The following is a 22,991-nucleotide window of genomic DNA, read 5'->3' as shown; positions in this document are numbered from 1 at the left end:
CCATGAACGGTGTCATCGCCGGAATCTCCTACCGGGCGCTCCTCGGCCGCCGCCGGATCTGGCTGCTGATCATGCTGCCCGTCGTGCTGATCGCCATGGCGGCGCTGATGAGGTTCATCGGCGCCGCCGACGAGCGGACCGCCGTCGCGCTCATGCAGACCTTCGCCATCGGCACCATGCTGCCGCTGCTCGGCCTGATCGCGGGGACCGGGGTGATCGCCCCCGAGATCGACGACGGCACGATCATCCACCTGCTGTCCAAGCCGATCTCCCGCTCGGTGATCGCCCAGACCAAGTTCGTGGTCGCCGCCTCGATGCTCGCGCTGTTCGCCGCCGTACCGACCTTCGTCGCGGCCTATCTCCTGGTCAACCTCGAATCCGGCATCGCGTACGGCTTCGCGCTCGGCTCCCTCGTCGGCGGGATCGCGTACGCGGCGGTGTTCATGCTGCTGGGGGTGCTGACCCGGCACGCGGTCACGATCGGCATCGTCTACGCGCTCGTCTGGGAGGGCGTGGTCGGCAACTTCGTCCCCGGCGCCCGCAGGTTCTCCATCCAGCAGTGGGCCCAGACGATCGCCGACCAGATCTCCTCCTCCGCGTTCTTCTCCACCGAGATCACCCTCGGCTTCGCCGTACCGGCCCTGTTGATCGTCACCGTCGGCGCTGTCGTCTGGGCGGGAGTACGCCTGCGGAGCTTCTCCCTCACCGGCGACGAGTGAACGAAAGAGCACCGACATGTCGTCGTCTGCTCTCGCGCCCCTGCCACGGAACTCTCCCACCTCGGAAAACTCCCGGAGATGGAGGGATGTCCCGGCCTGATGGCTCAGGGCCACCTCTGCGTCCTGACCGAACGAGAGCTCCGCCGCACCAGGGTCGTCGATGGGGAGGTCGGCATCCGGACCCTGGAGGCGCGGCTTCGGTCACACTCCTGAGCGACGGAGCACGGACCCCGTACTTCGTCGCTCTGATCGTTACGAGGACGGCTCCCGCAGGTGGCGTCCGCGCCTGGAGCGGCGGAGGAGCAGTAGCCCGGCCAGTACCAGGACCGACAGCGCGGCAGCAGCGCCCATACCCACGTACCCCAGGCGGCTCGACACGGGGTGGGCGGCCACGTGCTCGGCCTCGGCCGCCGCCGCGCCGGCCGGCAACTGGTCGGAGTGGGTGGCACAGACGATCGGCCTGTCGTTTCCCTCGATGCTCGCGCAGGCGATGCTGGCCAGGCGCAGGAGATCCGCCGGTGTGGCCCCCACCTCCGCGACGGTGTGGAAGGTGGCCTCCTTGCCAGGCGGTACATCGACGCTCCAGCGGACCTGCCCCTTCGAGGCCGAGCCCTGGCCGTCCGCCGAGACGAACCTGAGGCCGGTCGGCAGGGTCTGGGTGAGGTCGAGTTCGCGCACCCGGGTCGCGCCGGTGTTACGGACCTTGACGGTATAGGTGAGCCGGTCCCCCTCCTCGGCGGCGGTCCGGCCGTTGTCGATGCTGATGCTCAGGCTGGGTACGCCTCCGGCCGCCGCCTTCTCGCCCCTGCTCTCGGGGCCCTCGGGATGCGGTTTGAGTACGGACGCAGCCGATGACGGTGCGGCGAGGGCGACGACCATGGCCGCGCCGAGCCCGCAGACGGCCGCGGCGCGCCGTGGGCCGGTGGAGGGACAGGTCATCACGATCGATGCCATGGCTTTCTCCTTCACGTTGCTCGTGTACGAGGTGAGTGGTGTGCGATGCCTCGGTGACGGCACCGTGTCATTGGGCCGTCGCGACGTAGGTGAGCGTCCCCGAATAGCCACCGATCGGCACGAAGGGGATGTCCCCCTCGAAATCATTGCCAATGGCGTCTCCGTTGGGAGCGGACGGACCCGACTGGCTGTGGACGAGTACCGGGTCGGTGGTCGAAAGGGGCTGGAAGGCCGACGACGTACCGCTCTCGCGCACGCGCAGGTTCCCGATCGGGATGGTGGCGTCGTTGCCCGGCTGGTCGGAGGTGAGCTCGGGAGACGCCGCCTGAACGGTGACGGTGTAGCCGTCGAAACTGTTCGTGATGACCGTCATGGTCACGGCCTCGTTGCGGCGAACCGTCGAATCCGGTTTTCCGGCCAAGGTGAAGTCGGGGGTCAGGTCGATGAGAGTGATGCTGGTGGGGGTCACGGCGTTCTGGACGGAACAGCCGGGGTCTGTGCCTCCGACGGGGCAGGTGCTGCCGACCGTCGCCGAGGTGACCCGGTTGTCGAGGATCGCGTTGCCTGTGCCCTCGTGTGTGACGAGCACGCTGAAGGTGACGACCGCGCTCGCCGCCACCGGCAGGCCGCCGGTCCAGCCGAGGACACCGTCGGTGTAGGTGACGGTGCCGACGGTGGCCGTCGCGTCGTTGTTGTAGGTGGCGTCGTCGAGAACCCCGGCCAGCGTGTCGGTGAACGCGGCCTCGGCGTACGGAGCCTCACCGGTGTTCGTGGCCGTGATCGTGTACTGGACTGTGGCGTCCGCCACCACGGCACCGCTGTCGTTCGTGGTCTTGACGATGGTGAGGCCGGGAGTCAGGACGGCGACGGTCGTGGTGCAGCGTGGATCGGTTCCCCCCTCGGGGCAGGTCGACCCGGCCGTGACGGAGCTGACGGTGCTGGTCAGGGTCTTGTCGCCCGGCGGGGGATAGACGGTGGTGACCGAGTAGGTGATCGTCGCGGTGTCGCCGATGGGGAGGGCGCCCGTCCAGGTGAGGGTGCCGTCGGCGTAGGTGACGGTGCCGACGGTGGCGGTCGCGTCACCGGCGTAGACGGCGTCGTCGAGCACCCCGGCCAGCGACTCGGTGAACGCGGCGCCGGAATAGCCGGTCTCGCCGGTGTTGACCAGGGTCACCGTGTAGTTGACGGCCTCCCCTGCGACGACGGTGCCGGCGTGGGCGGTCTGCGTGATCGTGAGCTGCGGTATCAGGACACGCACGAACGTCGTGCACGCCGGGGCGCTGCCACCCACCGGGCAGGTGCTGCCCGGCGCGGTGGAGGTCACATCGCTGGTCAGTGCCTTGTCACCGAGGTCGGGGTCCTTCACTGTGACGGAGTAGGTGATCGTGGTGCTCGCGCCGGTCGCGAGGGATCCGACCCAGGTCAGGTTCGGCGCGATGTATTCGAAGACGCCGGTGGAGGCGCTCGCGTCGTTGTTGTAGACCGTGTCGGGGAACAGTCCGTTGAGCGCGGCGACGACGGAGGCACCTGTGTAGTCCGTCTGCCCGGTGTTGGTGAGCGTGATCGTGTAGCCGACGGTGCTTCCGGGTGTCGTGGTCGCCGTGTCGGCGGTCATCGCGATGCTCAGCGCGGGGATCAGGATGGTGACGGTCGCGCCGCAGGCCGGGTCGGTGCCACCCACCGGGCAGGTGCTGCCCGGCGCGGACGAGGAGACGGTGTTGGTCATGCTCGTGTCACCGGTGTCGGGGTCTTTCGCCTTCACCGTGTAGGTGACGGTCGAGGTCGCCCCGACCGGCAGGTCACCGGTCCAGGTCAGAGTCTGACCGGCGAGGCCCACCGTGCCGACGGTGGCGGTCGCGTCGTTGTCGTAGGTCGCGTCGTCCAGCACCCGGGCGAGGGAGTTGGCGACGCTCGTGCCGGCGTACGGGGTCTGACCGGTGTTGGCGATCGTGACGGTGAACCGGGTGACGCCGCCGGGAGTCGTGGTCGCCCGATCGGCGACGATGGATACGGCCAGTCCGGGGACGAGGACGGCCACCGACGAGGCGCAGGCCGGGGCGGTGCCACCCACCGGGCAGGTGCTGCCCGGCGCGGACGAGGAGACGGCGTTGGCGAGCACCCGGTTTCCGGTGTCGGGACTGTTGACGGTGACCGAGTAGCCGATGGTCACCGTCATCCCGACCGCCAGATCGCCGGTCCAGGTCAGGGTCTGCCCTGCGAGGCCCACCGTTCCGGTCGTGGCACTCGCGTCGTTGTTGTAGGCGGCGTCGTCCAGCACACCCGCCAGCGGATCGGTGACGCTCACGCCGGTGTAGTCCGTCTGCCCGCTGTTGGTGGCGGTGATCGTGTAGCCGACCGTGCTCCCAGGGGCCGTGGTCACCGTGTTGGCCGTCTTGACGATGGTCAGCGCCGGTACGAGCACGATGACGAGCGTCGTACAGGCCGGGACGGATCCGCCGGACGGGCAGGTACTGCCCAGCGTGTCGGAGAAGGCACGGTTGACCATCAGCTTGTCACCGGGATCGGGGTTCAGCACGGTGACCGAGTAGGTGATCGTCGCGGTCGCGCCGACCGCGAGATCGCCGGTCCAGGTCAGGTTGGGGCCGGCGAAGGTGACGGCGCCACTCGTGGCGCTCGCGTCCGCGTTGTAGACGGAGTCGGGGAGCACCTTGGTGAGGTCGTCGGTCACCGTCGCCCCGGTGTACGGCGCCTGCCCGGTGTTGGCGACCGTCATCGTGTAGGTGACGGTCCCGCCGGGTGTAACCGTCGTCCGGTCCGCGCTCTTGGAGACGGTGAGGACGGGAGTCAGCACGTCGACCGTCGAGGTGCAGGCGGAGTCGGCGCTCCCCACCGGGCAGTTGGTGCCCGGGGTCGCCGAGGTGATCACGGTGGTGAGGATCTTGTTCCCGGGGTCCGGGTTCAGCACCGTCACCGAGAAGGTCCCGACGGCGCTGGCACCGACCGCCAGGGGAAGCGTCCAGGTTCCCTCGTCGCTGCTGGAGAAGCCGAAACCACCCGCCGAAACCGCCCCGTCGCCGTTGTAGGTCGCGTCGTCCAGCACCCCGCCCAGCAGGTCGTTCACCACGACGTTGCTGTACGGCGTCTTCCCGGTGTTCGTGACCGTGATCGTGTAGGTGACCACCTGGGCCGGGAGCGCCGTGGTGGCGTTCGCCACGTTCGTGATAGCGATCCTGGAGACCGGCACCTCGCTGGAGCACCGCGAATCGGTGCCTCCGGTCGGGCAGGTGCTGCCCGAGGTGGCGGAGGTGACGATATTGGTCAGTATCAGGTCACCGGTGCCCGGGGTGTCGACCGTGACGCTGTAGGTGAGGGTGACCCCCTGCCCGGGGGCGAGGGCTCCGGTCCAGGTCAGGTTGGAGCCGGTGAAGGCGACGGCTCCCCTCGTGGCGCTCGCGTCGGCGTTGTAGACCGCGTCGTCCAGCACCCCCGCCAGCGCGTCGGTGAACGTCGCCGAGGCGAAGGGGACCTGCCCGGTGTTGGTGGCGGTGACCGTGTAGGTGACCGTACCTCCCGGAGTGGTCGACGTGACGCCGGGCGTCTTCTCGATCGTCAGGATCGGTGTGAGGACGACGACGCCCACATTGCAGGCCGGGCTTCCGCCGCCGGGCAGGCAGGTGCTGCCCATCTCGGTGGAGGCGACGTTGTTGCTCAGAAGCTTGTCACCGGTGGAAGGGCTGTTGACGGTGACGGAGTAGGTGACGGTCGCGGTCGTGCCGACCGCCAGATCACCGGTCCAGGTCAGCGCCCCGGCCGTGAGGACGACCGTGCCGGTCGTCGCCGCCGCGTCGCCGTTGTACGTCGCCTCGTCCAGCGCCCCGGTCAGCGTGTCGGTGACGACGGCACCGGTGTACGCGCTGTCCCCGCTGTTGGCGATCGTGATCGTGTACGCCACCGTGCCACCGGGGACCACCGTGCTCCGGTCGGCGGTCTTGGTGATCGTCAGCCCGGGGGTCAGCACGGTGATCGAGTTGGTGCAGCCGGGAGCGGTCGCCACCGGGCAGACGCTGCCCTGCGCCGAGGAGACCGAGGTGAGGGTGATCAGCTTGTCGCCGGTGTCGGGATTGTTGATCGTGATACTGCCGGTCACCGTGACGCTGCCGCCCACCGGAATGCTCCCGGTCCAGGTCAGCCCGTCGAGCCCCAGGGTCAGCGACCCGGAGGTGGCGCTCTGGTCCCCGTTGGGCACGCTGTCGTCGACGCCCTCGATCCCGTTGAACAGGACGCTGATCCCGTTGTACGGCGTCTGCCCGGCATTGGTCATCACCGACGTGTAGTGCACCACCTGCCCCGGCAGATAGGTCGCCGCGTTGGACGTGGTCACGATGGTCAGCTTGGCCACGGTCACCGTGGCCGTGCAGCGCGGGTCGGTGCTCCCCGAGGCGCAGTTGCCGTCCGGCGAGGTCGAGACCAGGGTGTTGACGAGGGTCCCGTCGGGTGAGGCCTGCACCGTCACCGAGTAGACGACCGTGGTGGACCCGCCGGCCGGGACGGTGCCGGTCCAGGTCAGGTTGGGTGCGGTGTAGCCGACGGTGCCCGCGCCTGCCACGGCGTCGTTGTTGTAGGTCCCGTCGTCCAGAACGTCGGTCAGGTCGTCGGTGAACGTCGCGCCGACGTAGGGTGTCAGCCCGCTGTTACTGATCGTGACGGTGTAGGTGACCGTCTCGCCCTGCGCGGCCGAGAGGGTGTTCGCGGCCTTGTCGAAGGTCAGGGTGGTGATCGCGGTGACCGCGACGGTGGTGCCACAGCGGGGGTCGGTCCCGCCGGACGGGCAGTTGTTGCCGGAGGTGGTGGAGGTGATCGTGTTCACCAGGCTCGCGTCACCGGTATCCGGGTTGTCGACGGTGACCGAGTAGGTGATCGTCGCGCTCGCACCGGGCGCGAGGTCCCCGGTCCAGGTCACGGCCTGGTCCGCGAAGTCCACGGTGCCGCTCGTCGCGCTCGCGTCGGTGTTGTAGGCCGCGTCGTCCAGCACACCCGCCAGTGAGTCGGTGAACGTCGCCCCCGCGTAGGGGAGCTGCCCGGTGTTGGTGGCGACGACCGTGTAGGTGACCGTGCTTCCCGGAACCGCCGTCGTCGGAGTGGCGGTCTGGACGATGGTCAGCGCCGGGATGAGCACGATCACGTTGCTGGTGCACTGCGCGTTACCGCTCGCCGGAGCGCAGTTGCCGCCGGTGGTGGGCGAGGAGATCGTGCCGGCCAGGTTCTTGTCACCGGGGTCGGGGTTTCGCACGGTGACCGAGTAGGTGATCGTGGCACTCGCCCCGACCGCCAGGTCACCGGTCCAGCTCAGGGTGGATCCGGCGACGGCGGCGGTGCCTCTCGTCGCGCTCGCGTCGCCGTTGTAGACCGCGTCGTCCAGTATTCCGGTCAGCGACTCGGTGAACGTCGCCCCGGTGTAGGCCGTCTGCCCGGAGTTGGTGACGGTGACCGTGTAGCCGACGGTGCCTCCCTGGACCGTGGCACCGGTGTCGGCGACATTGGTGATCGTCAGGCCGGGGACGAGCACGTTCATCGAAGAGGTGCAGCGGGGGTCGGAGCCGCCGGGCGGGCAGTTGTTGCCGGGCGCGGTCGAGACCAGGGTGCCGGTGATGACTTTGTTGCCCGTGTCGGGATTCTTCACGGTCAGGGTGCCGGTGACCGTGACGACGCCCCCGACGGGGATGTTGCCGGTCCAGGTGATCGCGGTGGAGCTGAGGATCAGCGTTCCCGAACTCGCGGTCTGGTCACCGTTGGGAGTGGCGTCGTCGACGACGCCCGCGGTGGGACTGGCGATGCTGATCCCCGTGTAGGGGACGTTCCCGGTGTTGGTGAACGTGGCGTTGAGGCGGATCGTCGAGCCGGGGGTCGTGCTGCTCCCGACGAAACTCTGGGAGATGACCAGCCGCGCAACCGGCACCGAGACGGTGCATCGGGTGTCGGTCCCTCCCACCGGGCAGTTGCTTCCCGGCGCTGAGGAGGCGGTGCTGTTCACGAGCAGGGCGTCACCCGTGTCGGGGCTGCTCACGGTGACCGAGTAGGTGATCGTCACGCTCGCCCCGACCGCCAGATTTCCGGTCCAGGTCAGATTGGGACTGGTGTACGACACGCTGCCGACCGTCGCGGTCGCGTCGGCGTTGTAGACCGCGTCGTCCAGCACCCCGCCCAGCGCGTCGGTGACGGTGGCCCCCGTGTAGGGCGTCTGCCCGGAGTTGGTGACGGTGACCGTGTAGCCGACGGTGGCCCCGGGGATCGTCGTCGCGGCGTTCGCGGTCTTGACCACGGTCAGTCCCGGAGACAGGACCGGCACCGTCGAGGTGCACGCCGCGTTGGTGCTTCCCGCAGGGCAGGTGCTGCCTTGCGTGGACGACACCGCGACGTTGGTCATCTGCCCGTCGCCGAGTTCGGGGTCGTTCACGGTGAACGAGTAGGTGACGGTCGCGCTCGCCCCGATCGCCAGGTTTCCGGTCCAGGTCAGGTTGGACCCGGCGAAGGCGACCGTACCGGCCGTCGTGGTCGCGTCGGCGTTGTAGGCGGCGTCGTTGAGCACCTGGGCCAGCTGGTTGACGACCTGGGCTCCGGTGTAGGAGGTCTGTCCGGTGTTGGTGACCGTCGTCGTGTAGGTGACCTTACCGCCCGGCGTGGTCGTCTGGGTGTCGGCGGTGTTCGTGATCGTCAGCGCCGGGACCAGGACGGTGACCAGGGTGAAGCAGCTGGGCGCCGTCGCACCGACACTCGGGCAGGTGCTGCCGGGCGCGGCGGAGGTGAAGGAGGTTTGAAGGACCTTGTCGCCGGTGTCGGGGTCGTTCACGGTGACCGAACCGGTGATGGTGACCGTCGCGCCGACCGCGACGTCCCCCGTCCACAGGAGCGAGCCGTCCGGGAGCACGTCGAGGCTGCCCGAACTGGCGAGCAGGTTGCCGTTGTAGGTCACGTCGCCGAAAAGGCCCTCGACACCCAGCGTGGCGCTGATGCCCACGTAGGGGGTCTGCCCGGTGTTGGCCAGCGCGAACGTGTACGACACGACGCCGCCCGGAACCGTGGTGCTCGACGGGGTCGTGCTGGTCACCGTCAGCTGCGGGACGAGAACCGTCACGCTGCCGGCGCACCGGGCGTCGCCGCTGCCCGTGGGGCAGTTGTTACCGACGGTGGTCGAGGTGAGGGTGTTGGTCAGTGTCTTGTTCCCGGTGTCGGGATTGTTGACGGTCACCGAGTAGGTGATCGTGGCGGTCGCCCCGACCGCGAGGTTGCCGGTCCAGGTCAGCGTGGAGCCCGCGAAGCCGACCGAGCCGCCGGTCGCGGCGGCGTCCGCGTTGTAGGTCGCGTCGTCGAGCACCCCGCCCAGCGCGTCGGCGAACGTCGCACCGGTGTAGGCGGTCTGCCCCGAGTTGGTGACCAGCACCGTGTAGTTCACGACCGAGCCGGGGGTCGTGGTCGCCGTGTCGGCCGCCTTGGCGATCGTCAGGCCGGGGATCAGGACCGTGATCACGCTGAAGCACCCGGGGGCTTGGTTGCCCACCTGGCAGTTGCTGCCCGGCGCGTTGGAGACGGCGAAGGTCCTCAGGACCCTGTTGCCGGTGTCGGGATTGTTCACGGTGACCGAGGCGGTGACGGTGACGGTCGCGCCGACCGCCAGGTCGCCGGTCCAGGTGGCGGTGCCGTCCGGGTTGGTGACGACGGTTCCCGTCGTCGCGGAGATGTCGCCGTTGGGCGTCGCGTCGTCCAGTAGGTCCGCCAGGGAGACGGTGATACTCGTCCCGACGTAGGGGGTCTGCCCGGTGTTGGAGGCGGTGAACGTGTAGCGCACGACCGAGCCGGGCGTCGTGGTGGCCACGTCCGAGCTGCTGCTGATCGCGAGGCCCGGAACCAGGACCGAGGTGGTGGCGGTGCACTGCGGGCCCGGGTTTCCCTGCGGGCAGGTGCTGCCGGGAGTGGACGAGGAGATCGTGTTGGAGACGCTCCTGTCCCCGGTGTCGGGGTTTCGCACCGTGGCCGAGTAGGTGATGTTCGCGCTTCCTCCCGGAGCGAGGTTCCCTGTCCAGGTCAGGTTGGGGCTGGTGTACGACACGCTGCCGCTGGAGGCGGTCGCGTCGGCGCTGTAGACGGCGTCGTCGAGCAGGCCGGCCATCGAGTCGATGAACGTCGCGCCGGTGTAAGGGGTCTGGCCGTTGTTCGTCACCGTGATCGTGTAGCCGATACTCTGACCGGGAGTCGTCGTCGAGAGGCTGGCGACCTTGACGATGGCCAGCCCGGACACGGTCACGATGGCCGAGCAGCGTGGATCGCCGCCGCCCGCCGGGCAGGTGCTGCCGACCGTCGACGAGGTCACCGCGTTGGCCAGCACCTTGTTGCCGGTACCGGAACTGCTCACCGTCACCGAGTAGGCGATGGTCACGGTCGCCCCCGCCGCCACGTTGCCGGTCCAGTTCAGGGTCTGCCCGGTCACCGACACCGAACCAGCGCTCGCGGTCGCGTCGGCGTTGTAAGTAGCGTCGTCAAGGACGTCCGCCAGCGGGTCGGTCAGCGTGACCCCGGTGAAGGCGCTCGTCCCGGTGTTGGTCACAGTGATCGTGTAGTTGAGCGTGCCCCCCGGGACCGTCGAGGAGGCGCTCGCCGTCTTGACCATAGCCAGTGGCCCGGCCACCACGACGAAGGTCGCGGACTGGGTGGCCGCCAGATTGTTCACGTCGACCACCCGGAAGGTGACCGGGTAGTTGCCCGTCGCCGTCGGCGTGCCGGACAGTACTCCGGTGGAGGCGTTCAGCGTCAGCCCCGGCGGCAGGCTGCCCGCGCTGACCGACCAGACGAGCGGCGCGGTACCGCCGCTCACGGTCAGCGGCACGCTGTAGGCGACCCCGACCTGGCCGGTCGGCGGTGGGTTGAAGGTGAACGTCGGCAGCGCCGCGACCGTCAGGCTCACCGTCCTGGTGCTGCTCTGGCCCAGCGCGTCGACCACCTTGACGGAGAAGGAGTAGCTGCCTCCCGCCGTCGGCGTGCCGGACAGCAGGCCGGTGGAGGCGTTCAGCGTCAGACCCGGCGGCAGGCTGCCCGCGGTGACCGACCAGACGTACGGCGCGGTACCGCCGGTGACGGTGAGCGGGATGCTGTAGGGAATGCTCACCGCGCCGCTGGGCGGCGCCGCGAACGTCAGGACCGGCGCCGCCGCGACGACCACGGTGACATCGCGGTTGGCACGCGCACCGCTGGCGTCCGTCACCCGCGCGGTGAAGGAGTAGCTGCCTCCCAGGGTGGGGATGCCGGACAGCAGGCCGGTGGAGGCGTTCAGCGTCAGGCCGGGAGGCAGGCTGCCGTCGCTGACCGACCACGTGTACGGCGCGGTTCCACCGGTGATCGTCAACGAGAAGCTGTAGGGGACGTTCACCTCACCGGCGGGCGGCGCGGCGAAGGTGAAACTCGGTGAAGTGTTGGGCACGACCGCGCCGGAGGGCAGGGACGCCTGGCCGGAACCCGCCGCGTTCACGGCGGCGACGGTGAAGGTGTACGAGGTCCCCGCCGTCAGGTTGGTAACGGTCTGGCTGGTCGCGGTGCCGCTGAACGTCTGGGTCGACTGCGCGACACCGGCGATGAAGGGAGTGACGACATAACTGGTGATGGTGCTGCCGTTACCGGCCGGTGCCGTCCAGGTGAGGTTCGCCGACAAGGTGCCCGCCGTGGCCGAGGTGATGATGGGCCGGCCTGGGACGTCGTAGGGGGTGACCGCGCTGGAGGCGGCGCTGGCCGGGCCGGTGCCGACCGCGTTCACCGCGGCGACGGTGAAGGTGTAGGACGCGCCCGCGGTCAGCCCGGTCAATGTCCTGTTCGTGGTGGATGCGTCGAAGGACAGCGGGGTCTGGGCCACTCCGGCGATGGAGGGCGTGATGACATAGCCGGTGATGGTGCTGCCGTTACCGGCCGGCGCCGTCCAGCTCACCGTCGCGCTGGTCTTCCCCGCCACCGCGGTGGGCGTGGCGGGTGCCGAGGGGGCGGAGATGTAGGTGTATGTCGCGGACGCGGAGCGCCCCAGGGTGACGACCGTGACATTGACCGTTCCGGCCGTGGCTCGCGCCGGCATGGAGGGGATGGTCAGGGTGCCGTTGCCGTTGTTGACGAAGCATCCGGTGGTCACCCCGGTGGGGCACGGCAGCAGGACCACCGAGGTTCCCGCCTGCTGCTGGGCGGTGGTGCCGATCTCGATGGCGGTGGCGCCGGAGATGTTCGTGCCGGACACGATCACCGTCCCGCCACCGGCGATCGTGCCCGAGTTCGGGCTCAGCCCGATATTGCCGGGCGCCGACGGCAGTGTGCCGGCGGTCGCCGTCGTCGAGTAGGCGGGGTTGGCGTCGACGGACGACGAGGTGACCACGGTCGCCGTCTGGATCAGCGCCGACGTGACGCTGCTCCCGGTGACGACGCCGTGTACGGTGATCGGCGGCAACGTCGCCGCCGCCGGGAACGGGCCGTTGCTGTTCGTACAGGTGATGGACTGCCCCGACGGCACCGCGCACACCCACCCCGTGCCGGACGCGCCTACCGGCGTCACCCCCGCGGGCATGGTCTGGGTCATGGAGATCGGGGCGGTCTCTGCGATGCCGACGTCGACCCCCGCGACGACGTTGTAGGTCACCGGGGCGCCCTGCTGCGGACTCGTGACGCTGTAACTCGTCTGCGCGACGGTCAGCTCGGGGACGGCGCTGATCGTGGTCACCTTGGCCTCACCGATCTCATGGAAGTCGGTCACCGCCCCGGTGGAGCCCACCCATCCGAACGCCAGCTGCCTGGGGATCCCGGCGGAGTTCAGCCAGCTCGACGGGTACAGGCCGGCCTGGACGGTGGGAAGCGTCCCGGACAGGGTCCTGGTGGCGCCGCCGACCAGGGTGACCACCACCTGGTAGCTGTTGGCCGGGACCGTCAGACCGCTCGCGGTCGTCTGCGTGGAGCTCGTGGGATTGATACCGACCTGTACCGGGACGGCCGTGCGGGTGGCCGCCCGCAGGGGAAGCGCGGCGGAGGTTGTCGAGGTGGCCGTGCTGTTGATCGCACAGTAGCCGACTGTGCCGTTACCCGGCCCGCGCACGACGACCTGACCGGCGACCTTGCCGCCGGTCGTACTGATATAGGCCGGATTCGCGCAGCCTGTTCCCTGGTAGGTGCTGGTGCTGTAGTTTCCGAACACGTCAAGGCCGATACCTAGGTAGCCGTAGGCCAGACCGGAAAGGCTGTTGGTCCCGGTGTAGCCCAGCGCCCCACCCACCTGACCGATGTTGGGCGGCGACTGAGGGGTCGTCGGATCGACCGCCGCCAGCACGAAGGCGATGCCGTCGGCATTGTTCCCGCCGTACTGGTAGGTGTTGAAGGTGACGTCGAGCCCCTGCGAGGTGGGCACGCTGACCGCACCGAAGACGCCGCCCGCCCGGTAGGTCGAGGTGTCCGTCAGCCGCAGCTTGCCGGAGCCCTGACTGTCCAGAGCGCCGGCGCAGCTACGCAGGACGCCCGTGCTGGTGTTGCCGGAGGCTGACAGGCACGCGAAGTTCGGCGTACTCACTCCGGCCGGCAGCGCGGGTAGCACCACGGCACCGTCGCCGTCCGGCGTGTTGTTGTGGAAGGGCTGGTTGAACACGACGGTGCCCGCCGCCGACGCGGGGGTCACCGAGGTCAGCACCACACAGGTCCAGATCAGAGTCAGGGTGAGAAACCTGGCGAGCCCTCGCTCGGATCGCGACAGTGGGTCGGCGCCCCGGACAATGGTGAACGGCGACACACCACCCTCCGATCGATCATGATGTCAGCGGCCCGCCGCCATGCGAGCATCGCGAGAACGGCGTGAGTGTCGGCGACCAGGATCAGGCCATCGACTCGATAAGCATCGTTTCCAAGCGGAAACCTCGACCCAACCACTGAAAGTGTCTGATCAACCACCTAGAGTGTCAATCAATGCGAAGTCCGGCGTGGCGATGGGCAGAACCACACACGGCCGGATAAGCCAGACAAGGCATGACAAAAAGCGCGGCCCGCACCGGAGTGCGGGCCGCGCTTTCGATATTCGTCTCTAGAGGGGGCGCTCCCGGACGATCACCGGGCCCCTCAGACGCAGGCCGTACGGACGACCTCGGCGAGGCGCCCGGCCAGCTGCTCCGCCTGTTCCGCCGAGGCGGCCTCGACCATGACGCGGATCATCGGCTCGGTGCCGCTGGGCCGGATCAGCACGCGCCCGCTCTCGCCCAGCTCCGACTCCGCGGCGCTGACCGCGGCGGCCAGCTCGGGAGCCGATGCCTTGGACCGGTCGACGTCCTTCACGTTGACCAGGACCTGCGGCAGGCGGGTCATCACCGAGGCCAGCTCGGCGAGCGGCTTCTTCTCCCGCGCCATGACCGCGAGCAGGTGCAGCGAGGTGAGCAGACCGTCCCCGGTGGTGGCGTGGTCGAGCATCAGGACGTGGCCGGACTGCTCGCCGCCGAGGTTGTAGCCCCCGGCCCGCATCGCCTCCAGGACGTAGCGGTCGCCCACGGCGGTCTCGACGACGTCGACACCGGCGTTCTTGAGCGCGATCTTGAAGCCCAGGTTGGACATCACCGTGGCCACCACGGTGTCACCGACCAGTTTGCCCTCGGCGTGCATCGCCATGGCGAGGACGGCCATGATCTGGTCGCCGTCGACGATCTCACCGGTGTGCGAGACGGCGAGGCAGCGGTCCGCGTCACCGTCGTAGGCGATGCCCACGTCCGCGTTCCGGGAGACCACGATCTGCTGGAGCCGATCCAGGTGGGTGGAGCCGACCCCCGCGTTGATGTTGAGACCGTCGGGGCGCGCCCCGATCGTCTCCACGGTGGCCCCGGCCCGCAGCAACGCCTCGGGAGCCACCATGTGGGCGGCGCCGTGGGCGCAGTCGAGGACCACGTTCAGGCCGTCGAGACGGCCCTCCACGGTGGACAGCACGTGGGACACGTAGCGGTCGGCCTCACCGTACGCCTCGCGTACGCGGCCGACCGAGGCACCGACAGGACGCTCCCACTTCTCGCCGAGCCGCTGCTCGATCTCGTTCTCCACCGTGTCGGGCAGCTTGTAGCCGCCCCGGGTGAGGAACTTGATCCCGTTGTCGGGCGCGGGATTGTGGGAGGCGGAGATCATCACGCCCATGTCGGCTCTGAGAGCCGTCGTCAGATAAGCGACCGCCGGGGTGGGCAGCACGCCGAGCCGGAGAACGTCCACACCAGACGACGCGAGGCCGGCGACCACCGCGGCCTCCAGGAATTCTCCTGAAGCCCGGGGGTCCCGGCCCACGACGGCGACGGGACGGCCTCGCCGCCCGACGCTGGCGTTGAACGCCCCGGCATCGCCGAGGACATGAGCCGCGGCCACGGACAGGTCCATGGCGAGCTCGGCCGTGAGGTCGCGTCCGGCGACCCCACGTACCCCGTCGGTGCCGAAGAGGCGCCCCAACGCTTAACGCTTGCTGTACTGCGGAGCCTTACGGGCCTTCTTGAGGCCGTACTTCTTGCGCTCGGTGGCGCGGGCGTCACGGGTCAGGAAGCCGGCCTTCTTCAGCGGCGGGCGGTTGACCTCGACGTCCAGGGCGGTGAGCGCGCGGGAGAGACCCATGCGCAGGGCACCGGCCTGGCCGGTGACGCCACCACCGTTGATGCGGGCGATGACGTCGAACTGGTCCTCGGCGCCGAGCACCACGAAGGGCTCGTTCACGATCTGCTGGTGGACCTTGTTCGGGAAGTAGTTCTCAAGCGTACGGCCGTTGATCGTCCACTTGCCGGTGCCCGGAACGATGCGCACGCGGGCCACGGACTCCTTGCGACGGCCGGTGCCGTACGAGTTGCCGGTGGTGATGGGCTTGCGGACGGCGGCGTCGCCGCTGGCAGTGGACTCGGAGGTGTACTCGGAGGGGAACTCCTCCGCGGAGTACGCTTCCTGAGCGCCCTCGACGGGCGTCTCGACACCGGTGGGCTCAGCCACGGTTCTCCTCTTAACTTTCCTACTCGGCGTCGGCCGTCGGCCAACGCTGCTGGCGACAAGCAGCTAGTGACTACTGGGCGATCTGGGTGAGCTCGAAAGACACCGGCTGCTGCGCCTGGTGCGGGTGCTCGGAACCGGCGTAGACCTTGAGCTTCTTGATCATCTTCCGGCCGAGGGCGTTCTTGGGAAGCATGCCCTTCACGGCCTTCTCGACGGCGCGGTCGGGACGCTTGTCCATGAGCTCGCCGTAGGTCATGGAGCGCAGACCGCCCGGGTAGCCCGAGTGGCGGTAGGCCTTCTTCTGCTCAAGCTTGTTACCGGTCAGCGCGACCTTGTCGGCGTTGATGACGATGACGAAGTCACCGGTGTCGACGTGGTTGGCGAAGGTCGGCTTGTGCTTACCGCGAAGCAGGATCGCGACGTGGCTGGCCAGCCGGCCAAGCACGATGTCGGTGGCGTCGATGATGTGCCACTGACGCTCGACTTCGGCAGGCTTGGGTGTGTACGTGCGCACGGTCGTATGCCTTCTTTGGTCGCGTCTTCGGCGCTGTCGGAGAGGACAGCAACATGGTCGGTAGGTGCGGGCACACGACAGCCCGGACCTTCCGTCTCCAGATAAAGAGGAGATGACGCCGGACGCGCCGCGTATCGGTCTGCTAAAGGAGACCAATTCGCACACAACGAACTAGCAGGATACCGGCGCGGAGGAGCGCATGCAAAACGGCATGACTCTCCGGCGGTTCCCCCGGCAGTCTACCCGCCACCGGCCGGTGCCGGGAAACCGGCACACACCGGGCGCCGAGATGATGATTTATCCCGATATACGGCGCTATATGCCGAATATCCAAGGTCGCCGCGAGCGGGGCGCCGAGACCCGGACGACCACGGAAAGGGGCCGGTCACCGCGTCGGAACCCCTCCGGGAGCGGGCCTGAAACCGGGCGGCGCGACGTTCCCCGAGAGGGGGCGCCGAACGACGAGTCAAGGACGATAGCGCCGGAACCTTCACAGAACGGTTCCAACATGTTCTCAGCATTCCCTTCTTCCTCACCGCAAACATCTCTATCTTTGATAGCGGTATGTGGCAGCTTCCTCACCCCGGGCATACCCAGCGAGCGCGCCTGCGCCGCATGGGGGTGTTCGTGTGCCTGCTCGCGGTTCTGCTCGTCGGCTTCATCATCGGCCGGGGCAGCCGCGACGAGAAGGCCGCCGACCAGATCTACCTGAACGACACCGGGCCCGTACGCCCCACACCCAGCGGCGCACTCGCCGGCCAGGTCGAGCGCGCCCCGCTCTCCCGGGTCGCCCGCTCCACCCCCGCCCCCGAGGACCGGCGCCCGCGCCCCACCCCGACCCCCGGCACGTCACTCGGCGACTCCGGCGGTTCCGGCGAGGACGGCCCCTCCCGCCTCCTCCTCAACGGCGACGACGGCGGCGCCACCTCCGCCCTCGGCGCGATGGAGCGTGAGGTCGTCCGGCTCGTCAACATCGAGCGCAGGCGGGCCGGATGCGTACCGCTGCGGATCGACAGGAGACTCACCGTCTCGGCCAGGAGGCACTCGGCCGGAATGGCGGCCACGGGCCGCCTCTCCCACAACTCCGCCGACGGCACCTCCCCCTGGGAGCGGATGGAGGCGACCGGCTACCGCGACGGCGGCGCGGAGAACATCGGGCGCGGCTACACCTCCCCAGACGACGCGGTGCGCAGCTGGATGGGGACGAGCGGCCACCGGCGCAACATCCTCAACTGCGAGCTCAGGGCCACCGGCGTCGGAGCCGTGCGAGGGTCCGACGGCCCCTGGTGGACCCAGGACTTCGGATACTCCTGAGCCAAGCGGCCCCGATACCGGGCTACGCTCGGCGCATGGGTTTTCCCGTGGAGCCGCCGCGCCGCCAGCCTTACAACCGGCCTGACGCGTCGCCGCCCGCACAGGGCCAGCACTGGTTCGACGCCTCGCAGAACAACCGCCCCCCCGACTCCCCCTCCCAGGCCCCACAGGCCCCCCGGCCGCAGGGACGGCCCATCGAGGCGCCCAACGAGCGGCCTCGCAAGGAGATGTGGAGCCCGTACGACGAGGGGCCCCGCTCACGCCGCCCGATCTACATCGCGGCCGGGGCGTTCGCGGCGCTGGTCGCCGCGGGCATCGGCCTCGCCGTGCTGGCCAACTCCGACCCCGACCCGGTGCCCGGCGCGACGGAGCCCACCGCCGCGGCCCCCCTCATCCCGCCCGCGAACACCGCGAAGGGCAAGTTCGGCTTCACCTCCTCCCGCGCCACCGACCCGCACCCTCTCACCCTGAACGAGGTGTTCAAGAACAAGAAGATACGGATCGGCGGGCAGACCTACCTGATGACCACCCGCAGGACCGACAAGAAGTGCGACAAGGCCGTGGTCGGGGAGAAGCTCCAGAAGGCCCTCACCTCGGCGCGGTGCAACCAGCTCCTGCGCGCCAGCTTCCGCGACGCCTCGGGGAAGATCATCGGCACCGTGGGGGTCGCCAACCTCAAGACGTCGGCGGGAGCGTCCAAGGTCGTCTCGGCGAGCACCGGCAAGGAGCGCGAGGAATACATCAAACCGCTGCCAGGTAAGGATAAGGTCACCAAACTTCTCGGCACCGGCGAGGCATTCGTCGGCGAATGGCGCCACGGGCACTACGTGGTGATGGTCTGGTTCCAGTACAAAGACGGCCACATGCCAAAGAAAACCGAGGTCAAGAAGCTGAACCAGGCGGCCTTCGGCGCGGCGGACGCGACCGTCACCCCTGCCCTGGAGTCACGGACACTGACCGGAAAACGCCCCTGACCATGGGGTCATATCCCCACTTCGAGGCATGAATCCGACAGACGATACGGCCATACTCGCATGACGATCTCCGGCTGTCGCTAGGCTGCGTCGTATGCGTGGGCAGGAATCCGGGTCCGAGCACCAACGTGAAGCCGAGGGTTCGGCGACACCGGCGACGCCGCCGCCGAGTTTCGGCCAGCCCTCGCCCCACGTGCTGCGGACCGATCTCACAGACGACGAGCAACCCCCCGGCCCTTCCGGGTGGCCGGAGACGGCCCCGGGCGCGGCTCAGCCGTGGACGGTCCCCGGCGACGGCGCCCCCTACGACTGGTACGCCCAGCCGGAGGACGATCCGCCCGCCCCCTGGCCCGGCCCCGCGCACCCCGCGCCCCAGCCGGGACCGCTCTCTTACCCGGAACCCTCCGGCCCCACGCGGCCCGAGTTCTCCTCCGACTCCGCGGGTTCCACCAGGCCCGAGTTCCCGCCCGGCCCCTCGCGGGACCCCCGACCGGATCTCCCCGGCCCACCCGGCTTCCCCTCCGGCCCGCCGCCCGGGTTCCTCCGGGGTCCCTCGCAGGACCCCCGGCCGGAGTTCCCCCGCGACCCCTCGGGCCCGCCGCCCGGGTCGCACCCACAGGCATCGGAATCCCTTCCCCGCGATCCCTCCGGACCGCCGGGATCTCCCTCCGGCCCCTCGCAGGCCCCCCGGCCCGAGTTCTCCCAGGACTCGGGTCCGCGACCCGAGTTCTCCCGCGATCCCTCGGGTCCGCGGCCCGAGTATCCCGCGGGTTCCTCGGGTCCCCGGCCGGAGTCCTCCCCCGGCTCCTCGGGCCCCACCTGGTCCGAGTTCTCCCGGCCGGAACCGGCCCCTCCGGCGTGGATCAACTCCCCCACCCCGCCGGAACCCTCACCTCCCGCCTGGCCCACCCCGGAGAACCCGAACGTCTCACCGCGGCCCGGTGGGACGCACGAGGGCGAGCGCCACGAGCACGGGGTTTCCTCGCCACGGGCCGACCAGCCGCTGTCCACCGCGCCCATCGTGCCGGGGGCACCCCCCTGGCAGCCGCCGCCCGCCTTCACGGCGGCGGCCGCGGGCATGCAGGTCTGGCCCTCCTCAGGTCAGGAGAACCCCTGGCCCGCCGCGACCGGCGAGCCGGTGTGGACCGACCCCGAGGAGAGCACCGCTCGCCCGGGAGAGCCCGGCGACATCGCCGTCTGGCCGCCGGACGCCACTCCCCCGCAGGAGCCGGACGAGAGCGACGACACCACGGCCGACGTCCGCGCCGCCGTGGCCGGCGCGCCCGGACACCCCGAGGAGGGAGACCTCCTCGCCTCCGGCCCTCTCCCCCCGACTCGGCAGAACCCTCCGACTCGGCAGAACCCTCAGCAGAGTCCGCCCCGCCAGGAGCCTGCCCAGCAGGCCCTCGCGCAGCCCTCTCCCGGACAGGCCACCCATCAGGCCTCCGTGCCCTCACCGGCCGCCGGTCCACGAGACGAGAGCCCTCCCGCCCCGTCAGGTTCCGCCCCGTCCGGTCTCACTCCGTCCGGTCCCGCCCCATCAGGTTCCGCCCCGTCCGGCCCCACCCCGGGGGCTCCGCCCCCCATGGCCGCGCCCACCACCGCGTCCATGACCCAGCCCTTCACACGCCAGGAACCGGAACCGATCTCACAGGTGCCCGCGCCTCCCTTCGGACAGGACACCCGCGACCGGACACCGTCCGAGGCCGCGCAGCCCTTCCCCCTGTCGGACCACACCCCACCGGGCGGCATCCCCGTCGTGACCGGCATCGCCCCCTCGTTCCCCGTTCTCCCGCCCCCGCCGGTGACCTCCTCACCGGCGGACGGGACCGCGGCGCTCCCCGAGAGCGGACCGGCGACGATGCGTGGGGCGTTCACCCCTCTCTCGGAGTTCACCCCCGAACCACCGCCCTCTCCCCCCGAGCCGACCCGCAGCAGGGCGAGTACGACCCTGCTCGCCGCCGTCGTCGCGGTCGTGGTGGTCGGCATCGGCACCGGGGCCTTCTTCGCCTACCAGTCGTTCAGCGCCAAGCAGTCGGCGAACGCGACGGATCCGATTCCCAGGTCGGGGACCCTCGACCCCACCGACGACCTGGACATCACCGGCGAGCCGGAGCCGATCAACACCACGATGCTCAACTCCGAGAAGACCGACCCCGGCACGATGACCGTGGCCGACGCCTTCGGCCAGAAGGTGTCCGTGGCCGGGACGACGTTCAAGCGGGTCAAGACCGACGTCACCGAGCAGTGTCAGAAGGCCGCGTCCGGCAGGTTCGGCGGCACCCTGCGCAGCCAGGACTGCCGCCGCGTGCTACGGGCGACGTACGTGGACAGCAAGCGGAAGTACGCCGTGACCACGGGGATCGCCGTGCTGCCCACCCGCGAGTCCGCGGTGGCGGCCGACAAGGCCAAGGATCTGGACAGCAACCTCTGGTTCCGCGGCCTTCCCTCCGCCGCCGGTACGGGAGGCGAGCGGGTGCACATCGCGGGCGGCTACGCGGCCGGGATGGTGTGGGGCCGCTACATCGTGTTCAGCTACGCCACCTTCAGCGACGGCCACACGCCGACCGCCAAGGAGAAGTCCCTGGGCAAGGTGAGCGGCGCCTTCCGCGACCAGACCGCGAAGGTCGTGGAGCGCCGCGTCACGAACTGATCGTCCGCACCCGGCGGGTCTCCGCGGCCCGCCGGGCGAGCTCGCCCGGCGCGGGGTAGCGCACCTCCTCCAGGCAGAGCCCGTGCGCGGGCGCGACGTGCACCCCCGAGTCCCGTACGGCCCGCGACAGCACCTCTCCCGGCCAGCCGACCGGGAGCCGGCCCTCACCGACGGGCAGCAGCGATCCGACGAGCGCCCGGACCATGGAGTGGCAGAACGCGTCGGCCATCACCGTCGCCACGACGAGGTCGCCCTCACGAACCCAGTCGAGCCGCTTGAGCTCCCGGATCGTGGTCGCGCCCTCGCGTCTCCTGCAGAACGCGGCGAAGTCGTGCTCACCGAGGAGAGCGGCGGCGGCCGCGTTCAACCTGTCCACGTCGAGGGGCCTGTTGTACCAGACGACCTCGCGGCGGCGGAGCGGGTCGACACCTCCGGGGGCGTCGGACACCCGGTAGGCGTAGCGCCTCGACAGCGCCGAGAACCGCGCGTCGAAGCCCTCAGGAGCCACCGTGACGTGATGGACACGGACATCGGGGGGCAGGACTCCGGCGAGTCTCCTGCGCATGGCAGAGAGCCTCTCGCCGAGCTCCCCCTCGGATCCCGGCTCGGGGTCCTCGCCCGCGGCCCCCCTTCGGCGCCCACGGCCGTCCAGCGCGCCGAACGCGCCGGGATCCAGGTCGACATGGGCCACCTGACCTCGGGCGTGCACACCGGCGTCGGTCCGCCCGGCCACGGTCAGCGCCGGAGGCTCGGGAAGCCGCAGGATCCTGCCGAGTGCCCCCTCGATCTCCCCCTGGACCGTACGCCGTCCGGGCTGCTTGGCCCAGCCGGAGAAGTCGGTGCCCTCGTAGGCGAGATCCAGCCTCAGCCGTACCACGATGGTTCCCCATGAGACTTGGCGAGCCGCCATCCGGCGGACTCGGGAAGTGTTGACGTGCTCTTCGGCTCGCCGCGGGCCGGCGGTTGTCCGGCATCGGACGATCAGGGCGCGGGACCCGTAGCCGAAACGGGCGGCGGAGCCGTGAACACCGAGCGTTCCGTCCCCGCCCTCGCCACCGCCGCGACGGACGGAAAAGGCCCGGCGCTCACCGCCACCGCGATCCTTCGCGGTGGCGGCGCTCGCGACGGACGGAAAAGGGCCCGGCGCTCCCTGTGGAGGGAGTGCCGGGCCCTTTCACGGGGCCTGAGAGATCAGGCGTTGTCCTTCTTGGCCTCGGTCTCCTCGGCGGGAGCCTCGGTCGTCTCCTCGGAGGCCTTCGTCTCCTCGGAGGCCTTCGTCTCCTCGGTGGCCTTCGTCTCCTCGGTGGTCTCGGCCTTGGTCTCCTCGACCTTGGCCTCTTCCGCCTTGGGCTCGGCGGCCTTGGCGGCGGCCGGGGTCCGGCTGGTCGTGACCTTGTTCAGCGGCTCGGACACCAGCTCGATCACGGCCATGGGGGCGGCGTCGCCCTTGCGGAGGCCGATCTTGGTGATCCGGGTGTAGCCACCGGGACGCTCGGCGAAGGTCGGGGCGATCTCGGTGAAGAGGTGGTGGACGACACCCTTGTCCCTGACGATCGTCAGCACCTGGCGACGGTTGTGCATGTCGCCCTTCTTCGCCTTGGTGATCAGCTTCTCCGCCACCGGACGCAGACGCTTCGCCTTGGCCTCGGTGGTCTTGATCCGGCCGTGCTGGAACAGCTGGGTGGCGAGGTTCGCCAGGATGAGCCGCTCGTGGGCCGGGCTGCCGCCGAGACGGGCACCCTTGGTGGGCCTAGGCATAACGTTCTCCTTGGGAGTAAACCCGCCCCGGCCGTACGAGGTACCGGGGTCGGGCCGAGGGCCGCGAGGCCCTCGTCATCGTGAAACGCGGTGACACCCGAGGTGACGGGAGGCCACCCGGTGTCGCGGAGCGCCGTGAGGCGCCC

11 protein-coding genes are annotated in these 22,991 nt (G+C 69.9%); 4 read left to right on the top strand and 7 right to left on the bottom strand.

Features of this window, described 5'->3' with window-relative positions; genetic code table 11:
- Window positions 1–2 precede the first annotated feature (2 nt).
- Entirely contained in the window at window positions 3–719 is a 717-nt protein-coding gene (locus ABT352_RS07745) for an ABC transporter permease (protein WP_350943300.1), read from the top strand.
- A 252-nt stretch (window positions 720–971) separates the two neighbouring features.
- Here the strand turns inward: ABT352_RS07745 and ABT352_RS07740 are convergent, their stop codons facing one another.
- From ABT352_RS07740 to rplM, 5 genes are all read right to left on the bottom strand, one after another.
- Entirely contained in the window at window positions 972–1,673 is a 702-nt protein-coding gene (locus ABT352_RS07740) for a hypothetical protein (protein WP_350943299.1), read from the bottom strand.
- Between the two features lie 67 nt (window positions 1,674–1,740).
- A complete protein-coding gene (locus tag ABT352_RS07735; protein ID WP_350943297.1) occupies window positions 1,741–13,428 on the bottom strand; it encodes a DUF7927 domain-containing protein in 11,688 nt (3,895 codons plus the stop codon).
- Window positions 13,429–13,751: 323 nt separating this feature from the next.
- Window positions 13,752–15,107, bottom strand: coding sequence for a phosphoglucosamine mutase (gene glmM, locus ABT352_RS07730; protein ID WP_350943296.1), 1,356 nt, complete (start codon window positions 15,105–15,107; stop codon window positions 13,752–13,754).
- 3 nt (window positions 15,108–15,110) lie between these two features.
- Complete coding sequence (gene rpsI / locus ABT352_RS07725) at window positions 15,111–15,632, bottom strand: 30S ribosomal protein S9 (RefSeq protein WP_350943295.1); 522 nt, start codon at window positions 15,630–15,632, stop codon at window positions 15,111–15,113.
- Between the two features lie 70 nt (window positions 15,633–15,702).
- The gene (rplM, locus tag ABT352_RS07720; protein ID WP_344746717.1) at window positions 15,703–16,146 is read right to left on the bottom strand and encodes a 50S ribosomal protein L13; all 444 of its coding nucleotides are present in this window, start codon (window positions 16,144–16,146) and stop codon (window positions 15,703–15,705) included.
- Window positions 16,147–16,710: 564 nt separating this feature from the next.
- On the opposite strand from rplM, the gene ABT352_RS07715 reads away from it, so the two are divergent.
- From ABT352_RS07715 to ABT352_RS07705, 3 genes are all read left to right on the top strand, one after another.
- Entirely contained in the window at window positions 16,711–17,460 is a 750-nt protein-coding gene (locus tag ABT352_RS07715) for a CAP domain-containing protein (RefSeq protein WP_350943294.1), read from the top strand.
- Window positions 17,461–17,495: 35 nt separating this feature from the next.
- Entirely contained in the window at window positions 17,496–18,434 is a 939-nt protein-coding gene (locus tag ABT352_RS07710) for a hypothetical protein (protein ID WP_350943292.1), read from the top strand.
- 94 nt (window positions 18,435–18,528) lie between these two features.
- The gene (locus tag ABT352_RS07705; RefSeq protein ID WP_350943291.1) at window positions 18,529–21,087 is read left to right on the top strand and encodes a hypothetical protein; all 2,559 of its coding nucleotides are present in this window, start codon (window positions 18,529–18,531) and stop codon (window positions 21,085–21,087) included.
- Here the strand turns inward: ABT352_RS07705 and truA are convergent.
- Window positions 21,077–21,997, bottom strand: a complete 921-nt coding sequence (gene truA, locus ABT352_RS07700) for a tRNA pseudouridine(38-40) synthase TruA (protein ID WP_350943289.1) — start codon at window positions 21,995–21,997, stop codon at window positions 21,077–21,079. The two genes, ABT352_RS07705 and truA, sit on opposite strands and share 11 nt — an antisense overlap.
- Window positions 21,998–22,278: 281 nt before the next feature.
- Complete coding sequence (rplQ, locus tag ABT352_RS07695) at window positions 22,279–22,845, bottom strand: 50S ribosomal protein L17 (protein WP_350943287.1); 567 nt, start codon at window positions 22,843–22,845, stop codon at window positions 22,279–22,281.
- Window positions 22,846–22,991: the final 146 nt, after the last annotated feature.

Source organism: Streptosporangium sp. NPDC000563, from assembly GCF_040299985.1.
Taxonomy (GTDB): Bacteria; Actinomycetota; Actinomycetes; order Streptosporangiales; family Streptosporangiaceae; genus Streptosporangium.
This window is presented reverse-complemented; position numbering and strand designations above follow the sequence as displayed.